This is a genomic window from Algoriphagus marincola DSM 16067, from assembly GCF_000429405.1.
In the GTDB taxonomy this organism is placed as follows: domain Bacteria; phylum Bacteroidota; class Bacteroidia; order Cytophagales; family Cyclobacteriaceae; genus Algoriphagus; species Algoriphagus marincola.
Map to the genome: position 1 here is coordinate 228960 of NZ_KE386898.1, position 18694 is coordinate 247653.

The 18694-nt window shown below is 43.4% G+C and carries 19 protein-coding genes; 11 read left to right on the plus strand and 8 right to left on the minus strand.

The genetic code is table 11. The features are described 5' to 3' along the window. The first annotated feature begins 3 nt into the window (after positions 1–3). The 8 genes from G457_RS0118015 (at position 4) to dnaN (ending at position 8096) form a co-directional block, all read left to right on the plus strand. On the plus strand, positions 4–957 hold the full coding sequence (locus G457_RS0118015; protein ID WP_026947697.1) for a CPBP family intramembrane glutamic endopeptidase: 954 nt from the start codon (positions 4–6) through the stop codon (positions 955–957). Next, positions 932–1138: a putative signal transducing protein gene (locus tag G457_RS0118020; protein ID WP_026947698.1), complete on the plus strand. Its 207-nt coding sequence runs from the start codon at positions 932–934 to the stop codon at positions 1136–1138. Before G457_RS0118015 ends, G457_RS0118020 begins: the two co-directional genes overlap by 26 nt. Continuing rightward, positions 1122–1961: a phosphatidate cytidylyltransferase gene (locus tag G457_RS0118025; RefSeq protein WP_026947699.1), complete on the plus strand. Its 840-nt coding sequence runs from the start codon at positions 1122–1124 to the stop codon at positions 1959–1961. Before G457_RS0118020 ends, G457_RS0118025 begins: the two co-directional genes overlap by 17 nt. Before the next feature lie 70 nt (positions 1962–2031). Then, positions 2032–3309, plus strand: a complete 1278-nt coding sequence (locus tag G457_RS0118030; protein WP_026947700.1) for a Glu/Leu/Phe/Val family dehydrogenase — start codon at positions 2032–2034, stop codon at positions 3307–3309. 238 nt (positions 3310–3547) lie between these two features. Next, positions 3548–4453: a gliding motility-associated ABC transporter ATP-binding subunit GldA gene (gene gldA / locus G457_RS0118035; protein ID WP_026947701.1), complete on the plus strand. Its 906-nt coding sequence runs from the start codon at positions 3548–3550 to the stop codon at positions 4451–4453. Then, positions 4450–5169, plus strand: a complete 720-nt coding sequence (gene gldF, locus G457_RS0118040) for a gliding motility-associated ABC transporter permease subunit GldF (protein WP_026947702.1) — start codon at positions 4450–4452, stop codon at positions 5167–5169. Before gldA ends, gldF begins: the two co-directional genes overlap by 4 nt. Beyond that, complete coding sequence (gldG, locus tag G457_RS0118045) at positions 5166–6845, plus strand: gliding motility-associated ABC transporter substrate-binding protein GldG (protein WP_026947703.1); 1680 nt, start codon at positions 5166–5168, stop codon at positions 6843–6845. Before gldF ends, gldG begins: the two co-directional genes overlap by 4 nt. 126 nt (positions 6846–6971) lie before the next feature. After that, on the plus strand, positions 6972–8096 hold the full coding sequence (dnaN, locus tag G457_RS0118050; RefSeq protein WP_024283652.1) for a DNA polymerase III subunit beta: 1125 nt from the start codon (positions 6972–6974) through the stop codon (positions 8094–8096). A 272-nt stretch (positions 8097–8368) separates the two neighbouring features. Here dnaN and G457_RS22630 read toward each other — a convergent pair whose 3' ends face one another. The 3 genes from G457_RS22630 to G457_RS0118065 form a co-directional block, all read right to left on the minus strand. Further along, the gene (locus tag G457_RS22630) at positions 8369–8602 is read right to left on the minus strand and encodes a VF530 family protein (protein ID WP_081701482.1); all 234 of its coding nucleotides are present in this window, start codon (positions 8600–8602) and stop codon (positions 8369–8371) included. Between the two features lie 98 nt (positions 8603–8700). Then, on the minus strand, positions 8701–10098 hold the full coding sequence (locus tag G457_RS0118060; RefSeq protein WP_026947704.1) for a trypsin-like peptidase domain-containing protein: 1398 nt from the start codon (positions 10096–10098) through the stop codon (positions 8701–8703). Between the two features lie 53 nt (positions 10099–10151). Next, positions 10152–10547, minus strand: coding sequence for a VOC family protein (locus tag G457_RS0118065; protein WP_026947705.1), 396 nt, complete (start codon positions 10545–10547; stop codon positions 10152–10154). Positions 10548–10606: 59 nt separating this feature from the next. Here G457_RS0118065 and G457_RS23185 point away from each other — a divergent pair, with 59 nt between their 5' ends. After that, positions 10607–10882 (plus strand): DUF4258 domain-containing protein, encoded by a 276-nt coding sequence (locus G457_RS23185; RefSeq protein WP_026947706.1) that lies wholly within the window; start codon positions 10607–10609, stop codon positions 10880–10882. Beyond that, complete coding sequence (locus G457_RS0118075; RefSeq protein ID WP_026947707.1) at positions 10866–11063, plus strand: DUF2283 domain-containing protein; 198 nt, start codon at positions 10866–10868, stop codon at positions 11061–11063. Before G457_RS23185 ends, G457_RS0118075 begins: the two co-directional genes overlap by 17 nt. Positions 11064–11308: 245 nt before the next feature. On the opposite strand, the gene G457_RS0118080 is transcribed toward G457_RS0118075, so the two are convergent. Both G457_RS0118080 and G457_RS0118085 read right to left on the minus strand, forming a co-directional pair. Then, positions 11309–11893, minus strand: a complete 585-nt coding sequence (locus G457_RS0118080; protein WP_026947708.1) for a hypothetical protein — start codon at positions 11891–11893, stop codon at positions 11309–11311. Next, positions 11880–12380: an RNA polymerase sigma factor gene (locus G457_RS0118085; protein WP_051260908.1), complete on the minus strand. Its 501-nt coding sequence runs from the start codon at positions 12378–12380 to the stop codon at positions 11880–11882. The genes G457_RS0118080 and G457_RS0118085 overlap by 14 nt, the downstream gene beginning before the upstream one ends. Before the next feature lie 417 nt (positions 12381–12797). Between G457_RS0118085 and G457_RS0118090 the strand changes: the two genes are divergently transcribed. Then, a complete protein-coding gene (locus tag G457_RS0118090) occupies positions 12798–13385 on the plus strand; it encodes a DUF7010 family protein (protein ID WP_051260909.1) in 588 nt (195 codons plus the stop codon). A gap of 132 nt (positions 13386–13517) precedes the next feature. Here the strand turns inward: G457_RS0118090 and G457_RS0118095 are convergent, their stop codons facing one another. The 3 genes from G457_RS0118095 to G457_RS0118105 form a co-directional block, all read right to left on the minus strand. Further along, positions 13518–15326, minus strand: coding sequence for a serine hydrolase (locus G457_RS0118095; RefSeq protein WP_026947711.1), 1809 nt, complete (start codon positions 15324–15326; stop codon positions 13518–13520). Between the two features lie 96 nt (positions 15327–15422). Then, positions 15423–16370 (minus strand): sugar phosphate isomerase/epimerase family protein, encoded by a 948-nt coding sequence (locus G457_RS0118100; RefSeq protein ID WP_026947712.1) that lies wholly within the window; start codon positions 16368–16370, stop codon positions 15423–15425. Positions 16371–16733: 363 nt separating this feature from the next. Then, positions 16734–18248 (minus strand): Gfo/Idh/MocA family protein, encoded by a 1515-nt coding sequence (locus G457_RS0118105; RefSeq protein WP_035484260.1) that lies wholly within the window; start codon positions 18246–18248, stop codon positions 16734–16736. Positions 18249–18694 lie beyond the last annotated feature (446 nt).

An 18694-nucleotide genomic window follows, 5' to 3' on the forward strand; every position in this document is an offset into this window, starting at 1 on the left:
AATATGGAGATTTACGAAACCACACGAGAAATAGCGCAACGAAAAAACTGGCTTTTGTCTCTGGTAGTCATAGTTTTAATCACTTTCGGGGTACTTATTGTTTTGCAGGGCATCGCACTTTTTGTTGCCTTGTTTCTATTTGGGATCGATCTGGATTCAGTGGTAAAGTTGATGTCGGGTGACACAAATATCCCAAATGGCCGAATGGCTTTATATTTTATTCAGGGAGTAGGATCAGGAATCGGTTTTCTGGTAGCGGCTTTTATCGTGGCAAAAGGCATAGATCGAGCTGACTTGGGCTGGAAGCGACAGCTACAGCGATTAAGTTCTTCCAAGCTCTTCCTCACTTTGCTTATCACCTTGGGGGGGATGTTTTTCAATGCCTTGCTTGTTTACCTGAATGCCCAACTGGAACTCCCGGGTTTTCTTTCTGAGCTAGAAGCTTGGATGAAAGAGATGGAAGATCAGCTAATGGAAATGACCATGTTTCTGACTGATTTTCAGTCTGTGTCGGAGCTGTTGGTTGGCCTTCTGGTGATTGGTGTTTTGGCAGGCTTGGGAGAGGAAGTGTTCTTTAGAGGGGTCGTTCAGCCAAAGATGCACCTCTATACAGGGTCCTACCATTGGGGTATTTGGATTACAGCCTTTATTTTTTCAGCTATCCACATGCAGTTTTATGGGTTTTTGCCAAGGATGTTTTTAGGAGCGCTCTTTGGCTACCTATATGTCTATTCTGGGAGTTTGATTTATCCGATTGTTGCTCACATTTTGAATAACTCCATCACAGTTTTACTGATTTACTTTGCAAAGCAAGGAATGGTCGATTTTGACATCGAATCCACCGAAACCGTGTCTTATCCTTTAGCTTTGCTGGGATTATTGGTAGTTTCGGCAGGAATCTATTACTTTAATAAAACTAAGCTGCTACCACATGAAGGATTGGATCAAAATCTTTGAAAGTCCACAGCAAATCCGGGCCGAAATAGTCAAAGGCATTTTGGAGGAGAATGAAATCCCTGCTGTAGTGCTTAGTAAAAAAGAAACAGCGTATCAGGTTCTGGGCTACTATGAAGTTTTGGTCAAAACTCAAGATGCGCTGAAAGCCACTAATCTCGTGAATAATGAGATCTCGTTTTAATATAAATAATTACAGTAATCTCGGTCAGCGTGCCATTACCGCGCTACTGGGAGCAATAATTGTGATTTCAGGTATTATTTTTTCTGACTGGACTTATTTTCTGGTTTTTGCATGTATTCTTGGCTTTGCCCAGATGGAGTTTTACAAGCTTTGTGGATTGGATGGAATGTTACCTTTGAAAAGCTTCGGTACTTTTTTAGGACTGTTGATTTACACGCTGACTTTCATGATCGAAAAGGAACAGCTGCCCAATGAATACCTATACCTGATTTTCCCAATCATTTCATTGACCTTTTTTATCAAACTCTATAAAAAGACTGATAAGAAGCCATTTACCGGGGTGGCCTTTACCTACCTAGGAATTTTCTATGTAGCAGTCCCCTTTTCCCTTCTAAATTTGGCTGTATTTTCGATTGAGAAAGTTTATAATTTTGAAATCATTTTAGGTTGTCTTCTGATTCTCTGGGCAAGTGATACAGGAGCGTATTTTGCTGGTACCAAATTTGGCAAAACGAAGCTTTTTGAGCGGGTTTCACCCAAAAAATCCTGGGAAGGTTTCCTGGGAGGGGCTTTTTCTGCCATTGCTATTGCCTTCTTATTGGCTCGATATTTTCAGACGATTCAAGATTGGAAATGGCTGGTGATTGCGGGGATAATTATCATTGCCGGGACCTATGGAGATTTGATCGAATCGCTCTTCAAGCGATCAATCGAGATCAAGGATTCTGGCCGTGTGCTACCTGGACATGGTGGATTTATGGACCGATTTGACGGATTGTTACTTTCGGCCCCTTTTATTACAGCTTTTTTGAAAATCTTCTAAAGTATTCAAAGACCTAATCTGAAAAACTACTTAATATTGTATCGCATTTCACCATAACAAAAAACCCAATATGGCTTACATAGAACCGGCTCCGATCAAGGATAAAGAGAATCCTCTGGAGTCAATGATGGAGAGATTTAACATCGCTGCCGAAAAACTCGGACTTTCTGATGAAGTTTACAATGTTTTAAAGAACCCTGCCAAGCAGGTCATCGTCTCGATTCCCATCACGATGGACAATGGAAAAATTCAGGTTTTTGAAGGTATCCGTGTGATCCACTCAAATATCCTAGGCCCTGCAAAAGGAGGTATTCGATTTGCCCCAGATGTGCACTTGGACGAAGTTCGGGCACTAGCAGCATGGATGACTTGGAAGTGTGCAGTGGTAGATATTCCTTATGGTGGAGGTAAAGGTGGCGTACGCTGCAATCCACGCGAAATGTCCAAGGGAGAGATCGAGCGATTGATGCGAGGCTATACCCTGGCTATGCTTGATGTCTTCGGACCTGACAAAGATATTCCAGCTCCTGACATGGGTACAGGTCCACGCGAAATGGCCTGGCTGATGGACGAATATTCCAAAGCCCACGGCACTACTGTCAATGCTGTAGTAACAGGAAAGCCACTTGTTCTTGGTGGTTCTCTCGGAAGAACCGAAGCGACTGGTCGTGGTGTGATGGTTTCGGCTTTGGCTGCCATGCAAAAGCTAAAAATCAATCCTTTCCAAGCGACTTGTGCCGTACAAGGATTTGGAAATGTGGGTTCTTGGGCAGCACGTTTGCTCGAAGAGCGAGGACTGAAAATCGTAGCAATTTCCGATCATACCGGTGCTTTCTATGATGAGAATGGGATTGACATTGTGAAGGCAATTGAATATCGGGATAATAATGGAGGTCATCTGGAAGGCTTTAAGGATGCCGATAAGATGGATGATCCAATGGATCTTTTAGAACTGGAAGTCGATGTCCTAGTACCTGCAGCCGTAGAGGATGTCATTACCGCTAAAAATGTCGATAAGATCAAAGCTAAGTTGATCGTGGAAGGAGCAAATGGACCTACTTCCGCCAAGGCTGATGCTATTATCAATGAGAAAGGTATCATGGCTGTGCCGGATATTTTGGCAAATGCGGGTGGCGTGACCGTTTCTTACTTTGAGTGGGTTCAAAACCGTCTGGGCTATAAGTGGACAGCAGACCGTGTCAATAGACGTTCCGATCGGATTATGAAAGATGCTTTCGAGCATGTCTACCAAGCTTCTAAAAAATATGATGTGCCTATGCGGATCGCTGCTTACATCGTAGCGATAGATAAGGTGGCACAGACTTACACCTATCGAGGTGGATTCTAAGCATCTATTTATTTTTGCTAGATAGGAAATGGGGTAGGGCATCACTTACCCCATTTTTTATTTTACAAAATACTATTTCAGAGTTTTCGTTTAGCTTGAAAAGATGAAGCAAATGAGGCAGGATTCCTCACCCTCTATCTTGCCATTTCGAGGGCAATTCCTAATTTTGTTCAAGTCCATTGATTGAGCATTTTCTGTTTCTTAAACAGCAAAGTTCAATTCTGGCTTTTAATCGCCTATGTCCTTATCCGTTTCTCGATTAAGTAAAAGTTTTGGCAGTCAACAAGTCCTCGATGAGGTTTCTTTTGAGGCAAAAGCGGGACGGATTTTGGGTTTTTTGGGTCCAAATGGCGCGGGTAAATCCACTACCATGAAAATCATCACGGGCTATCTTTCAGCTGAAGAAGGCTCAGTAGAGGTGATGGGAACAGATGCATTGGTATTCCCGAAAAAAGTTAGTTCCTTGATTGGCTATTTGCCGGAAAAGAATCCCTTGTATTCGGATATGTATGTCAAGGAGTTTTTAACTTTCGCCGGAGGCTTGTATGGGCTATCTGGAAAAGACTTACAGTCGAGGAGAAATGAAATGCTGGAGAAAACTGGGCTTTTACCGGAGCAGCACAAGAAAATCGGGCAGCTTTCCAAAGGCTATCAACAGCGTGTCGGATTGGCAAAGGCATTGATCCATGATCCTAAAGTCTTAATCCTAGACGAGCCTACCACCGGTCTTGACCCAAACCAACTCGCTGAAATTCGTCAGCTTATTCGAGAGATAGGGAAGGCAAAAACCCTGATAATTTCCACACATATTATGCAGGAAGTAGAGGCTATTTGCGATGATGTGGTCATTATTGCCAAAGGAAAAATCAAGGCGGCTGATTCCCTTCAAAATTTTCAGCTAGCGGGCAGCGGTCAACAACTGATCGTGGAGACGGAAGAAAGCTTGGACTTGGGTTGGTTTGAAGGCTTTGAGGATGTCATCTTCGGTCCCAAAGGAAACAAACAGGTGGTCATCAGTACCGCTGATGCAGCGAAAGCAAGAAAGACTGTACTCAATATCATCCAACAACGAGAACTCAATCTCCTCTCCCTGAATCAGGGTAAAAAGAGTTTGGAAGACCTATTTAGACAGTTTACCCAATGAAGAGCTTGATTATCAAAGAAATCAATTCGTTTTTGGGAAGTCTGTTGGGCTACCTGATTTTGGCTTTGTTTCTGGTGGCGATTGGTCTGATTGTTTGGGTATTTCCCCAAAGTAGTGTGCTGGACTATGGGTATGCTGATTTGGAGCCACTTTTCACCTACACGCCTTATGTATTCACTTTTTTGATACCTGCGCTATCTATGCGGGCTATCGCAGAGGAACGGAGAAACCATACTTGGGAACTCCTTCGGACTTCTCCTTTGTCGGTCTTTCAGATCGTTTTGGCGAAGTATCTGGCCATTTTAGTATTGGTGGCAATTGCGCTTATACCAACCTTACTATACTTTTTCAGTATTCTTCAGCTCGGTGATCCTCCCGGTAATTTAGATCAGGCCAGCTTTTTTGGAAGTTGGATTGGATTGTTGTTGATCGGAGCGGTATTTGGCGCAGTAGGTTTGTTTTCCTCTTCTTTGACATCACAGCAGGTGGTGGCTTTTGTTTTGGGAGTGTTCTTCTGCTTCCTTTTGTATTTTGGATTATCTGCAGCAGCAGACCTTCAGTTTGGTGCCTGGGCTTATTGGGTGGAAGAGTTAAGCCTGAGTTTTCACTATATCAATCTGAGTAGAGGCGTCATAGACTCGAATGACCTTTTCTTTTTCTTTGGAATGATTTGGCTTTTCTTGGGAGCATCGGTTTTGACTTTACGGAACAAATGAAAGCTTCAAGACAACATACCGCTATCACTTGGCTGGGCTTGTTGCTGGGCTTGGTGATTTTGCTGGGCTTGGGGCAGTTGATTCGCTTCAGAATCGATTTGACCGAAGATCAGCGCTACTCTTTGCATGAAGCCACAGAGGCGGTGCTGGATAGTTTGAGGGAGGACATCCATGTAGAGATTCTCCTCAGTGGAGAAGACCTTCCTGCTGGAATGCGTCGCCTTCAGCGATCGATCGAGGAGCAAGTGCGAACATTTGATGCCTACAGCGATCGGAAAATCAGCTTTTCCTACTTCGATCCCTTGAGTTTGGCAGAGGAAGAGCAGGAGGAATTTATTCTTCAACTAGCTGATTACGGAATCAACCCCACGACTCTTTTTGTCAATCAAGCTGCTGGACAACAGACCAAATTGATTTTCCCCGGGATTCTGATCTATAGTGAAGAATTCGAGACGGGAGCCCTTGTTTTGAAGGGTGAGAAAGGAATGGGAGAGGAGCAAATTCTCAATCAATCTATCGAAAATTTAGAGTTTGAGCTAAGCAATGCCATTCGAAAACTAACCCGCTCTGATATGGGAGCATTAGCCATGATTATCGGGCACGAGGAGATGAAAGAGGATGATGGCTATGGTCTGGTGGAAGCTTTGGATGGAGACTTTGAAATATTCAAAGTGCCTCTTGAGCAAGCCCGAACAGTGCAAGACTTGGTCAATTTTAAGATTATTTTCATTCAGGGGCCACAGCAGGCTTACAGCGAAAGGGAAATTTACCTTTTGGATCAGTATGTGATGCAAGGTGGAAATCTGGTCATTCTGTCAGATGGGGTTCAAGTCGATGTGCGTGAAGCAGGCGGTGAGGGGACTTTGGCTATGCCTTATGAAAATGGATTGGAAAACCTCCTTTTCAAATATGGGGTTCGAATCAATAAGGACCTGATTCAGGATTTGAATTTTGGTTATTTTCCCGTTATGGGAGGCAATTTTGGGGATCAAGAGCAGTTGGTTCCTCTGCCTTGGCCATTCTATATTCAATCGACCCGAATGTATCCCCATCCGATTACCAAGGGTTTGGATTTGATTTATCTTCGCTTTGCCAGTAGCTTGGATACGGTTTTGGCACCGGGAGTGAAAAAAACGCCTCTGTTTTTCACATCTGATTTGTCTCGAGTTCTAACAGCTCCGGTTCGGGTAGCTTTCAGCGACATGCAGCGTGAACCGGATATTGAGCAATTTCCCATGCAAAACCTTCCTCTAGCCTACCTGCTGGAAGGGGAATTTACTTCTTTATATAAAAATCGTTTTCTTCCGGAGGGGTTTGAGCAATCAGAATTTAAGGAAAGCGGTGAGGGAAAAGTGGTGGTGATCGGTGATGGCGAGCTATTCCAGAGTCAGAGTGATTTTCAGTCAGGAAGGCCGCTGAATTTGGGAGAGGATCCTTTTAATCAAAATATCTATGCCAACCGACTTTTGCTCCGCAATCTTGCTCAATACTTGGATAATCCGGAAGGAATCATCGCTTCCCGTACGCGTAGTTTTCAGATTCGACCCTTGAATCGATTCAAAATTTCCCAGGAAAGAACCAAGTGGCAGCTGATCAATGTCGGATTGCCGGTGGTTTTCCTACTTCTCTTTGGAGGAGCAGTGGCAGCCATCCGCAGGAAAAAGTATTCGAGGTAAGCTTAGGGTTTAGCTAGATGAAAGTTGAAATAATTTCAACTGTGGCCAGATTCATTCCCTGTCAAATCGATTTTATTTATAAATTTACCCCCATTCAAAATTGTAATCTTTAAATAAGCCCTACATATGAAATTTATTGTTTCTTCTTCTGCACTCTTAAAGCAGCTTTCGGCGATCAACGGCGTGGTTACGACCAACCCGGTAGTACCTATTCTGGAGAATTTTCTTTTCGAAATCAAAGACTCGATGCTGACAATCACAGCTTCGGATCTTCAGACTTCCATGATCACCGAAATTCATGTAGAGGCTAAGGAAGATGGCAATATTGCTGTTCCTGCACGTATTCTGATCGATACGCTCAAGAACTTGCCGGAGCAACCGGTAACTTTCAGCATCGACCATGATACCTACGCGGTGGAAATCAGCTCTGACAATGGACGCTACCGCTTGGCTGGTGAGAATGCGACAGATTTCCCAAAAATCCCTACCGTCAGCAATCCGACCACTGTGGATATGTCCACTGAAGTCTTGGCTAGTGCTATTTCCAACACCATTTTTGCTACCTCCTCGGATGAGCTTCGCCCTGCGATGACCGGGGTTTTCATCAACCTGAGCGACACCAATACCACCTTTGTGGCTACAGATGGACATCGTCTGGTTCGCTATAGAAGAGTGGATATTGCTTCTGGTAGCCCTGCGAGTTTGATCATCCCAAGAAAGGCATTGAACCTGCTTAAGTCTACGCTTCCATCTGAGAATATCTCCGTGAGTGTGGAGTTTAATCAATCCAATGCTTACTTCAAGTTTGGTCAGATCAAAATGATTTGCCGTCTGATCGACGAGCGATTCCCGGATTATGAAAATGTAATTCCTGCGGATAACCCAAACATCATGACCATCGATCGTCAGGATTTGTTGAGCTCACTCCGTCGTATCGCTATCTATGCGAATAAGACCACGCATCAGGTAAGATTGAAATTGACTGGATCTGAATTGATGATCTCTGCAGAAGACCTAGACTTCTCCAATGAGGCTAATGAAAGGCTTTCTTGTGATCATGACGGAGAGGATATCGAGATCGGATTCAATGCCAAGTTCTTGGTTGAAATGTTGAACAACCTTTCTTGTAAAGAAGTCAGCTTGAAGTTTTCTGCGCCGAATAGAGCAGGATTGATCTTGCCGGCTGAGCAGGAAGAAAATGAGGATATCTTGATGCTCGTGATGCCAGTGATGCTCAATAATTACGTATAATTTTAACCGCTTTCATACGTTACAGCCCGATTCTTTGACTCGGGCTTTTTTTATCCTTTGAGGTTTCCAAAAATCTCGAAGGTCTTTTTTTTGCCACTTAGAACACGACTTGTCCCGAAAGATTTCGGGAAAGTTCACGAAGGGAAATATCAAGGGAATATTCTTTGCAATATTAATCTCTTGCGGGCTTTGTTAGGAACTTCGCTGACCTGCTTCTACAGATGGTTGATAAAAATCCTTCGAGTCCCAATTGGCCTTCGGAATTCAAGACTTCAAAGATTCTTTTTCGCATCTCGTAGCATCTTCAGATACAAGCCTTCCACCCGTTCTCTGGCCCATGGGGTTTTTCGGAGAAATTTTAAGCTGGACTTGATCGACGGGTCATGGGTAAAGCAGCGAATGGTGATGCGCTCACCCAGTTCCTTCCATCCATAATGAGCGACCAATTGCTCCAAAATGGTGTCGAGTCGAAGTCCGTGGAGGGGATTGTTTGGTTGATGTTCCAAGGGATTAGTGAATTGAGAATTTAAAGTTAAGAATTATTGTAAACCCTGTTTTTCTAGATATCCGATTACTTAGCAAAGGGGTAAAAATTATAAAATATTTAATTTTCACTTTCTTCCTCAAGCTGAAAATATCCAAATGTCCCACTTTGGCATTCCATTAAAATGGATTTTTCTTTAGACGATTTTAGCGCTTTTTTCAACTCTGAAAGGGTGTGAACTTCTTGCTCATTTACCTTTAGTATCAGTTCGCCTAGCGGCCATTCCATTTGATCGGCCTGAGTACCTTGATGGATATGGGTGACTACCAATACGGGTTTCTCCTGATCTAAAATTTTCAGCATCTCAATCTGTGCGTAGGGATCGACTTCTTGTATGGCTTGTATTATTTCAAAACTCAAGGGTTGGATCACCATCCCAAAAATCTCCAAATATTCTCGTTCATTTAAGATGGGGCTGGAAATGATTCCTTTCTCTGGATTTGGCATGGCCCTAGCCTTAGACTGATGGACTTTTCCATTTCTCAGATAGTTGATCGTTACTTCCTCGCCTATCGGTACCAGTTTCATCACATCAAAAATATTTTTGTGTCGGTACAAACCTTCCTTTCCAATAACGATTCCATGACGGTCAAATTCGGCCTTATTGATCGAGAGAATGACATCTTTGGCTTGAATTTTCGCTGCCTCCAAAAAGCCATTATCAAGAACCTTGGAGACGATGACACCTTTGGCTTGTGTTTGATTTAAATAGGGGTTAAAGTTTTCTGCATTTTTTTGCAATTTCCCTCCTATGCCTGCAAACTGAGGTTCACTCAATAAAATAAGGTTGTCGATAATTATTTTTATAAAGCTGGCAGGCGTGATAAAGCCAATATTTTCGGCATTGACTATCACCGCGGTATTGAGTCCGATTACTTTCCCATCTTCCGTGATACTTGGGCCCCCTGAGTTACCTGGATTGATGGCAGCATTGGTGACAAACCGCTCCGAACTGAACTCAGAACCTGATATAAAATTTGTGATTTCTCCACCGGTAATATTGGGTTCTACCATCCCCAAGGGATAGCCAATCGCTTTGATCATTTCTCCCCGGGATGGGTTAGTGCCTTCCCGTAATTCAAGATATTCGATCGGTTGAATCGCCAGTTTTTTGAATCGCTGCAGTTCTTTTTCGCTAAGCTTGATCAGTGCAACATCAGGTTCCAGTTGTTTGACCAAGCCGACTAGTTCCGCCTCGAATCGTTCCTCACTGGTGAGCATGGAACTGATTTCTATCTTAACCGCATTCCGAACTACGTGCGCATTGGTGACGATATAGCCCTCAAGATCTTGGTATTTCACAAAAAATCCCGAGCCTGACCAAATTCCTGGAATTTTTACAGATGGATTTAGGACGGATTGAATATCCTCCTCGATGTAGCCCTCGACAAGAATCTGAACAACGCCGCTCATCATTCGGCGGGCGATATCATTGAGTTTGGCCTTTGACTTGGACATAGTTTAGATTCTGTTTCGAACAAGGATATGGGTAGAAGTTACAGAAAATAGGATTAAATCGGCGTATTTGGCTGAATCAAATCCCAGAGATTTCCATACAAGTCCTTGAAAACAGAGACTATACCAAAGCTTTCTTCAGCAGGCTCGCGGATAAATTCCACTCCTCGAGAAGTATATTTTTCATAGTCTCCATAAAAATCATCGGTATAAAGAAATAGAAAAACCCTTCCTCCCGTCTGGAATCCGATTTGCTTTTCCTGAGTTTCATTGGCTGCCTTTGCTAATAACAAATGACAAGTCGATCCGGGAGGAGAAACTCTTACCCATCTTTTGCTTTCACTCATTCTTGTGTCTTCCAAAAGCTCAAAATCAAGAACTTGCGTGTAGTATTGGATGGCTTCGTCATAGTCTCTGACGAGCAGGGAGAGTTGTCCGAGTTGCTGGGGCATAAATGAAGTTTTAAGTTATTTCTGGGAGTGTAAGTGAAGAAAATAAATCTCAGTAACAAATGAAATTTACTTTTTCGATTCATGCCTTAGAACAATTGAAAGTTAGGGAGATTCCTAGAAAGCAAGTAATAAAGGTTTTGGAAAATCCAGATCAAGTTTACTCAGAGTCAGATGGAAATGAAATTGTAATATACCAATCCGTATTTCGGAAGGATACCGATGAAGCCTATTTAATTCGAGTTTTTGTTAATCAAATTAAATCTCCAAATTTGGTAATAACTGCATACAGGACGAGTAAGGTCCAAAAATATTGGAAAGATGAAAGTGGTCTATAAAAAAGAGGTTGATGTTTTGATGATTCAAATAGCTGAAGGTAAAGTCGCTGAAAGTGAAGAATCAAAACCTGGAGTAATCATCGATTACGATCAAGAGGGGAATATTCTTCGAATTGAAATTTTGAATGCTTCCAAACACTCAGATTCGCCTCATTTCATCGATTATGAGTTGATTGCATGAATTAAACAAGTCAGTGGTAAGTCCAAATTATTTGCTTAAACCCTTGCATTCGAAAGACTGGAAATTTTATATTATGGATATCCGCTTTCTTACCAGAATTCACAAAAAGTCGGCTTATTGTCTACTGAAAGGATCAGAATCCGGAAGCTTCGCCTGCCAGCCGTGGCTGGGTCTTCGGTCTTCGTTCTTCCAACCAGTCAAGCAAAGTAAATAAGACAACTGGCATGATTGAGGATAATCATATTTTATATTTTTAAATATTCACTCCTTTGCTCAAGCTCTTTCAAGAGCTCCCACTCCTTGCGATAGCTTTTACGAATCACCCAGATAAATCCAATCCAAAAACCTACTCCTGTAATCACGCAATAGATGAAGAAGGCAAGGGAAATATAGGGTTTGAGAGCAATCAAAAACATAACGATCCCAAGTCCATAAATCAGGTAAATCATCGGAGTGAAAATTTGGTGAATTCGCTTCCTCCGGAAAAGGTAAGATTGGATGCTTTTGATGAACTCGGTGGTGGGAAGGTAAATCTCCAAGCGATTCAAACCGATCCGGCTTGTTAATTCCAAAATCACCCGGATCATCAATGAACTGGTCATTAGAGTTAGGCTTGAAATCAACAGGGGAGTGCCAAATTGACCATATTTGAAAAAGTATAGGGCTAAGATCGAAAGGGTCAAAGTCAAAATACTAATCGTCCAAAGCTGATCTCTTTTGAGCTTGCGAAGGGAGTTTTTCGCAGAATTCAGGACCCTGTCTGCGCTCAGTTCGCTAGTCGAGGTCCGTTGAGAATTGTAGATCGATTGTATAGGGTCAAAGCTTTCCATCAGTGATACAGGGATAAAGTTGTTTTTTGATTCGATGTATTTTTACCCGGAGATTCTCAGGGCTCAATCCGAGCGTCTCCTCAATCGTGGCGTAAGGGATACCCTCCAACACCATCAAAATAAGCATTCGATTTTGAGGGCTGAGCTGATCAATGCAGGCATACATTTTTTGAATTTTATGTTCCTTCTCAGAATCATATTCCTCTGAGGTCAAAGCAGAGAAAGCATCTTGCTTTTGCTGTTCTTTATTTTGCTTTTTCAGCTGAAAAAGACAGGTATTCACGGCTATACGATAGATCCAAGTCTGCCAATTAGCATCTGCCCGAAACTGCTTTCGATGAACCCAAGCCTTTATAAAGGTCTCCTGCAGGGCATCCTCAGCCAAACCCTTATCCTGCTGAAAGTAGCCTAGGCAAAGCTTAAAGATTTGATCCTTGTGTTCCTCAAAGCGAGTTTTGAATAGTTTTTCTTCTTCTATTGAATTCAATTTTTCTTCTTCTCAGTTCTTAGAGTACGAAAGCTTCTATTTGTTACAAAATGGATAAAAAAAATCAAGCTTTTCGAAGTGCTTTTTAAAATCGATTCGGGTGTCAGGTAAAAGTCATCTAAAAAATTGATGAAATCGAGCCTGTCTGAGGCAGACGGGCATGACGCAAGCGACACACAGAGGGATCATTATAAATGTAAGATTCTCCCGAATCAAGTTCGGGACAAGCTATGTGACCGCTTTAAGACAAATTATAATCACATGAAATCGACACGATTAAAATCATCATTAAACACACAGGAAAATGACTATTTTAATCGTCAAAGATTCCATCTGACCATTGAATAGCAAAAATAAACAGATGAAAGAAATGTGTAACAAATTCTATTGGATGAACTCTAACCAACAAAAAGTCCGATGAAAACAAACACAATTTCTCTCGAAAAAGCCCAAGCCTCTCAACTCGATCAGTGGAGAATTGAATTGAGTATAAGATGTAAAAATGGGATTAATTTTATTTTTGGAGCGGCATTAATCTGGGCAGGAATTACAGTGATCTGGAATCTTGAGTTGAGCTTGTATAATCAAAGTATTCTCACTTTTTCTATTTCTGGGCTAATGCTCCCCCTGGCATGGGTCTTCGGGAAAATCATGAAAACGGCTTGGAATGTGGAAGGAAATCCCCTGAATAAGGTTGGGATGATTTTCAACCTAGCTCAACTCTTTTATTTCCCTTTTCTCTTTATCCTTTTGGGAAATAAGCCTGAATACTTTGCCTTGGGTTATGCCATCATCACCGGAGCCCATTTCTTTCCCTATGCCTGGTATTATAAGACCAATTGGTTTGGTTTTTTTGCCGGGCTGATCCCATTTGGATCATGGATGCTTTCCATTTATTTCCCCGAAATGATCGGTTTGATCCCGGCTTTTGTATCGGGCTGTTTGGGGATTTTGGGGCTGGGTTTAATGAGAGATTATAAATTGAAAGTAGCAAAAGTACAGTAACTGAGTATCCTTTGAGGTTTCTAAAACCTCGAAGGATTTGAATTGGCAACAAAAACCTTCGAGGAGATTTCTCAATCGTTCCTCTTTCGAAATGACACCTCAAAGGTTTTCCATCATTTCCAGCTTTTTGACTTACTCAACTTTCTTCCTTTCTCCTCTAAACGTTCCATTCGGCTGGATAAAGCTTACTGCCGTGATCTCCCCGTCTTTTTCCTCAAACTTGACTTTGAAGCCTTCCAGCACCTTCAGGTTAAACTCGTGTTCGCCGATATTGACCAATTCGTATTCGGGCTGACCGGGCACAAAGGCATAAAGTTTTTCCTCCTTGATGTAAATCTTCACTTCCTGCACGCCCATTAGGAGATAGGCTCCTTCGTACTTTTTCAAGTCATCTACCGAAAGCTCGTTTTCCTTCGGGGTTCGCTTGAATTCGATTGGGTCGAGAGCAAGCTCAAAAGGTGCTTTCAATCCGGAAATATCTCCAGTCATATTGCTGACAAACTGAAACGGAAAGGCGTTGTCCTTATTGGGCTCACCCTGATAGATTAAGTACATGTTGAAGGTGTCGTAATCTTTGTGTTCCAAGAATCCCCCCAAGAGACCTGTCTGCACAAAGAGCGTATCATTTTTCAGGTCAATCTCCATTTTGCCATAGCCGGGATGTTCGTAAGTACCGGTGTAGTCCATTAAAATGTGAGAAGGCTTGGTCAGGCTGACTTTCGCCGTAGAGTCTGCGGCAGCTTTCGCCTTGGCTTGGGCTTCTTTGGCTTCCTCGAGTCGTTTGACTGTCTCGCCCAACCAATCCGCAGGTTCCAGATTCAGCATGCGATCGGCAATCATATTTCGGACGACATTGGGAAGGGGAGAGCCATTTTGATTGGTCAGAATCATGATCCCTAGGCTGTCTGTGGGGAAGAAGGATGCGGAAGCTGAAAATCCGTCGATATTTCCCCCATGCTCCACCCGATAATGTCCCCGGTAGGAAGCCAAAAACCAGCCATAGCCATAGTTGGAAAATTGCACATCCGGATGCTCTTTAGAAGGGTTGCCAGCAGATACCACCATCTGCGCACTCATCGCTTCCTTTACATAATCCTCTGGAATGATTTGTTCGCCTTTGAATTTTCCGCCATTGATCCAGGTGATCAGCCAGTTGGACATCTCGGAAACGCTGGAATTGATCGCTCCTGCCGGACCCATGGCGGCGATGTTGTAGTAGTCCATTTTGCTGGTTTTTCCATCCAGCTCCACAGAATAGCCAAAAGATTTATCAGCATCCTTTTCCATCTCCGGAATGCGGAAATTGCTTCGGGTCATGCCTAATTTGTCAAAAAAGAGTTCTTTTACGTTTTGCTCCCAAGTCTTACCCGTGAGTCGGGCACCGATTTCTCCTTGGAGGAAAAACATCCAGTTGTTGTAGTACCACTGTTGACGCAATCCGGTGAATGGCTCCTGAAATTCGATGCGTTTGATCAGTTCGGACTTAGACTCAGAGGGAAACATAAACCAAGAAAAGTCATGTCTCGGCAATCCCGTCCGGTGCGCCATCAAGTCCTTGACAATGATCTGCTCATTCATCCAAGGCTCTGCGAACCGGAGTTCGGGGATATAATTTCCCGGACGGACATCGAAGTCGATTTTCTCCTCTTTGCGCAGCACTCCTAAGACGGCTGAGGTAAAGGCCTTGGAGGAAGATCCAATGGCAAAAAGCGTATTTTCTGTCACCGGAACCTGATTTTCCACATCCTTGTAGCCAAATCCCTTGGCATAGACGATTTGATCTTTTTGTACGATAGCAACTGCAAACCCCGGTGTTTTCAGCGCTACACGGGCTTTTTCGAGCTCGGTATCCAAAGTTTTGAATAAATCCGTCTTTTTCTGAGAAAGGGAAGGGCTTGTAAAAAAGCTGAAAAGGAGGAGGGCGAGGAGAAGTCGACGCATGATAAAATGGTTTAGGATAAACAATAATAAAAAATTGCCCCAAAAAGAGATAGACTTATTTGGGGCAATTTGAAGAATTCGTGATGGTTTTATGCCTTAGCCGGCATTTTCTAAGGTCCTTCTTACCTGATCCAGATTGACCCGAACCTCCTCGATGGTTTCCCATTCACGGCCTCGCTCTCCATGCTCAATTCCTACATAGCCATGATAATCATGGGCAAGGACGATTTTCATCATTCGGGTATAATCCAATCCAAATTCGCGTCCATTGTCATCCCAAACCCTAGGTTTGAGACTGACTCCTTTGGCACGAGGCATCAATTGATCTACTCCTCGATAGGAATCGTAGCTTAGAATTTGATCTCCATCCCGCTTCATGACAAAGTTTCCAAAGTCAGGCAAAGTGCCCGCCCTAGGGTGTTCCGTTTGTCTGATGAGTTCGGCGAGCCAAGTTCCATTGGAGGAAAAGCCTCCGTGATTCTCTATGATGACATTGATGTCAAAATCATTGGCGAATTCACATATTCTTCGAAGCGTGGAGCTGCAAACGTTGATTGCTTCCTGCTCTTGCTTAGGGTCCTGACTGAAGGGGACGGCGGTATAGGCATTCACTCTGATAGAGTGGCAACCTAGAAATTTGGCAGCTTCCACCCATTTTTTATGGTTTTCAACGGTTTGCTTTCGCTCTTCTGAGGTTGCGGCACCCAGCTGACCTTCCCGGTCCACCATAATCAATACGTTGGTGACGCCTTCTCCATCGGAGCGGGTTTTCATTTCTTGGAGATAGGCTTTATCCTGAGCCTTATCCATAAAAAACTGGTTGACATACTCCACTGCATCAAAGCCATGCTTTTTAGCTTCGACCGCAAAGTCCAGGTTGTCCATTTTCCCACCAAACAAAAGCGGATTTACGGACCATTGTGCCAAAGAGATTTTAAAAATCGGGTCAGCTTTAGATTTGGCTAGCGCAAATTCAGGGACTCCCAGCCCTAAGGCAGCTGCTGCCAGACTGGTATTTTTGAGGAAGGTTCTTCGGTTGGTCATAGGGGGTTGGGTTAATGGGTTTTGAGTTATTAATTGTGATGTTCTAAGTTAATGAATTTGAGGGAGATTGTCTTTGGCTAAAGAGATTGCTTCGGGCCATCTAGGTAAATAATAGCTTTTGGCTTTTTTCTGGCCCTCGCAATGACGTCTAGATCGTTACTTCGAGGTTGCCCGTCACTGCGAGCCTGTCTGCCGACAAGGCAGGGAGTGGACCGTCACTGCGAGCGAAGCGAAGCCCGCCTCCCGGAGGGCAGGCAGTCCCAAAAAAGGGAAGTACAATTTATGAGATTGCTTCGGGCCATCTAGGAAAAAGAATAGCTTTTGGCTTTTGGTCGTGGCCCTCGCAATGACGTAGCTACCGATTTAGATCTCCCATCCGCTTCGATACTCCCTTGTAAGCAACTGATTTGCTTCTTCATCATTGGTGATTTTGACCAAGTTAGAGTCGAAATCCACCTTTTTTCCTGCTCTCAGCGCAATAGCTCCCAGGTTGATCGTGTCGGTAATGCATTGAGCACGGGTAAAACTACCTGGAGTTTGTCGCTTTTCCAGCATGGCATCTACCCATTGATCAGTTTTGCGGTCCACTTCACGGGAATTGATCCGCTCGGAATCTCGGACGGTCATCATTTTGCTTTCCGGTAAAAGAACGGGGTTTTCTCCACGGAAACCTCCCAGTATTTTTCCTTTGGTACCCACGATCATCAAACCTTCATCTGGCGTGTCCTTTCCATCCATTTCCAGTTCTTCCGGTGCAAAAGGCTTCATTCCCCCATCATACCAAAAAAGATCGAAAGCAGGAAGGGAAGCTTGGGCTGGAAATTGCCACTTGATCGTGCAGCTATCTGGGAAGGCGACGTCATTTTTGACCCATTGGTAGACCTGATTGACTTCCTCACGCGTAGTGGTTCCAAAAGCCCTTGCGGAAACAGGGCTTCGATCGATGCCTAAAGTTTCAAAAAGCGGAAATAAGCTGTAATGTCCCATATCCGCAACCGATCCACCGCCGAATTCATACCAACCGCGGAAGACATTATGCGTGTAGTTTTTGTGATAAGGCATATCAGGCACCGGTCCCAGCCAAAGATCCCAATTCAATCCTTCCGGGACAGGTTGACTTTCAGCAGGCCGCTTGGTCCACTGCTGCCAAACGGGCCTATAGGACCAATTGTGGATTTCTTGCAATTCCCCGATTAGTCCTGCATCCATCCAAGCTTTGATTTGTCTGTATTCGGGTCGATCGGACCAAGCCAGCAAGTGAGTCACTAACCCAGTATCTTTCGCCTTTTGGATGACCTTTCTTCCTTCTAGCAGTCTGTTGGCGATGGGCTTGTGGGTAACCACATGCATTTTCTGGTCCATAGCTGCTAAAGCGATTGGCGCATGAGTATGGTCGGGAGTCATGATTTTGACTACGTCGATTCCACTTTCTTTGGCGAATAGTTCTCGATAGTCTTCGTAGCTCGCGCAGCCTTTGTATTGGCCGGAAGCTTGGTTTTGGGAGTAATATTTTTCCACATATTCCTGTCCAATATCCCGCCCACCAGGGATCCCTGGTTTGCCTTCCCACCAGGAATCGTCTCCGATGGTTCTTCGAATATCATTTCGGATTCCATAAGGTGACCAGTCAAAGTAATCGGTTGAGAATTTATTCACATCGCAGACGGCTACCACCCGCACTTTGGGATTTTGCAAAAGGCTTCCCATCTCCCTTAATCCCTGGGTTCCGCAACCGATATTGGCTACCGTCAACTGATCGGATGGAGGGATTTTGCCTAATCCCGCGATTACATTTGAAGGGACAATGGTGAATGAGGCGGCGAAAGTAGCGGCAGAAGCCAGAAAATCCCGGCGGTTCAAGTGGTTGGATTTAGACATGATTTAGGTTTTTTGGGTTAAACCTGAAAAATGTTTTAGAAAATCTACTACAACCTCAAAATGCTTTAAAATCAGACGTTGTACTTCACTTTTCGATTTCACCGTAGCTGTGCTACGACTCAATTTCCAAAGTGCTTGATTTTCTCGCATTTTGAGTCTTCGCTACGAATTCTAATACATAATCCAAGTTGGAAATGGAATTTATGGAAATAAGCCAAAAAAGAGAATCTTTTTCTTTCCAGCTGCCCCCTTGGGTTTTTATCGAAGTAAATTATTATCGTCTGTACAAAGAGTTTCCTGCTTTCGGAAATGCAGGATAAAAAGTGAAAAAGAATAGTAGAAGAGAACACTACGTTATAAATTTTTTTTATCCTTTAGATAAATAAAAATATTAAACCTTTAGTATGATCTTTCAGTTTAACTTTTTATTAGAATAAATTCTGCAA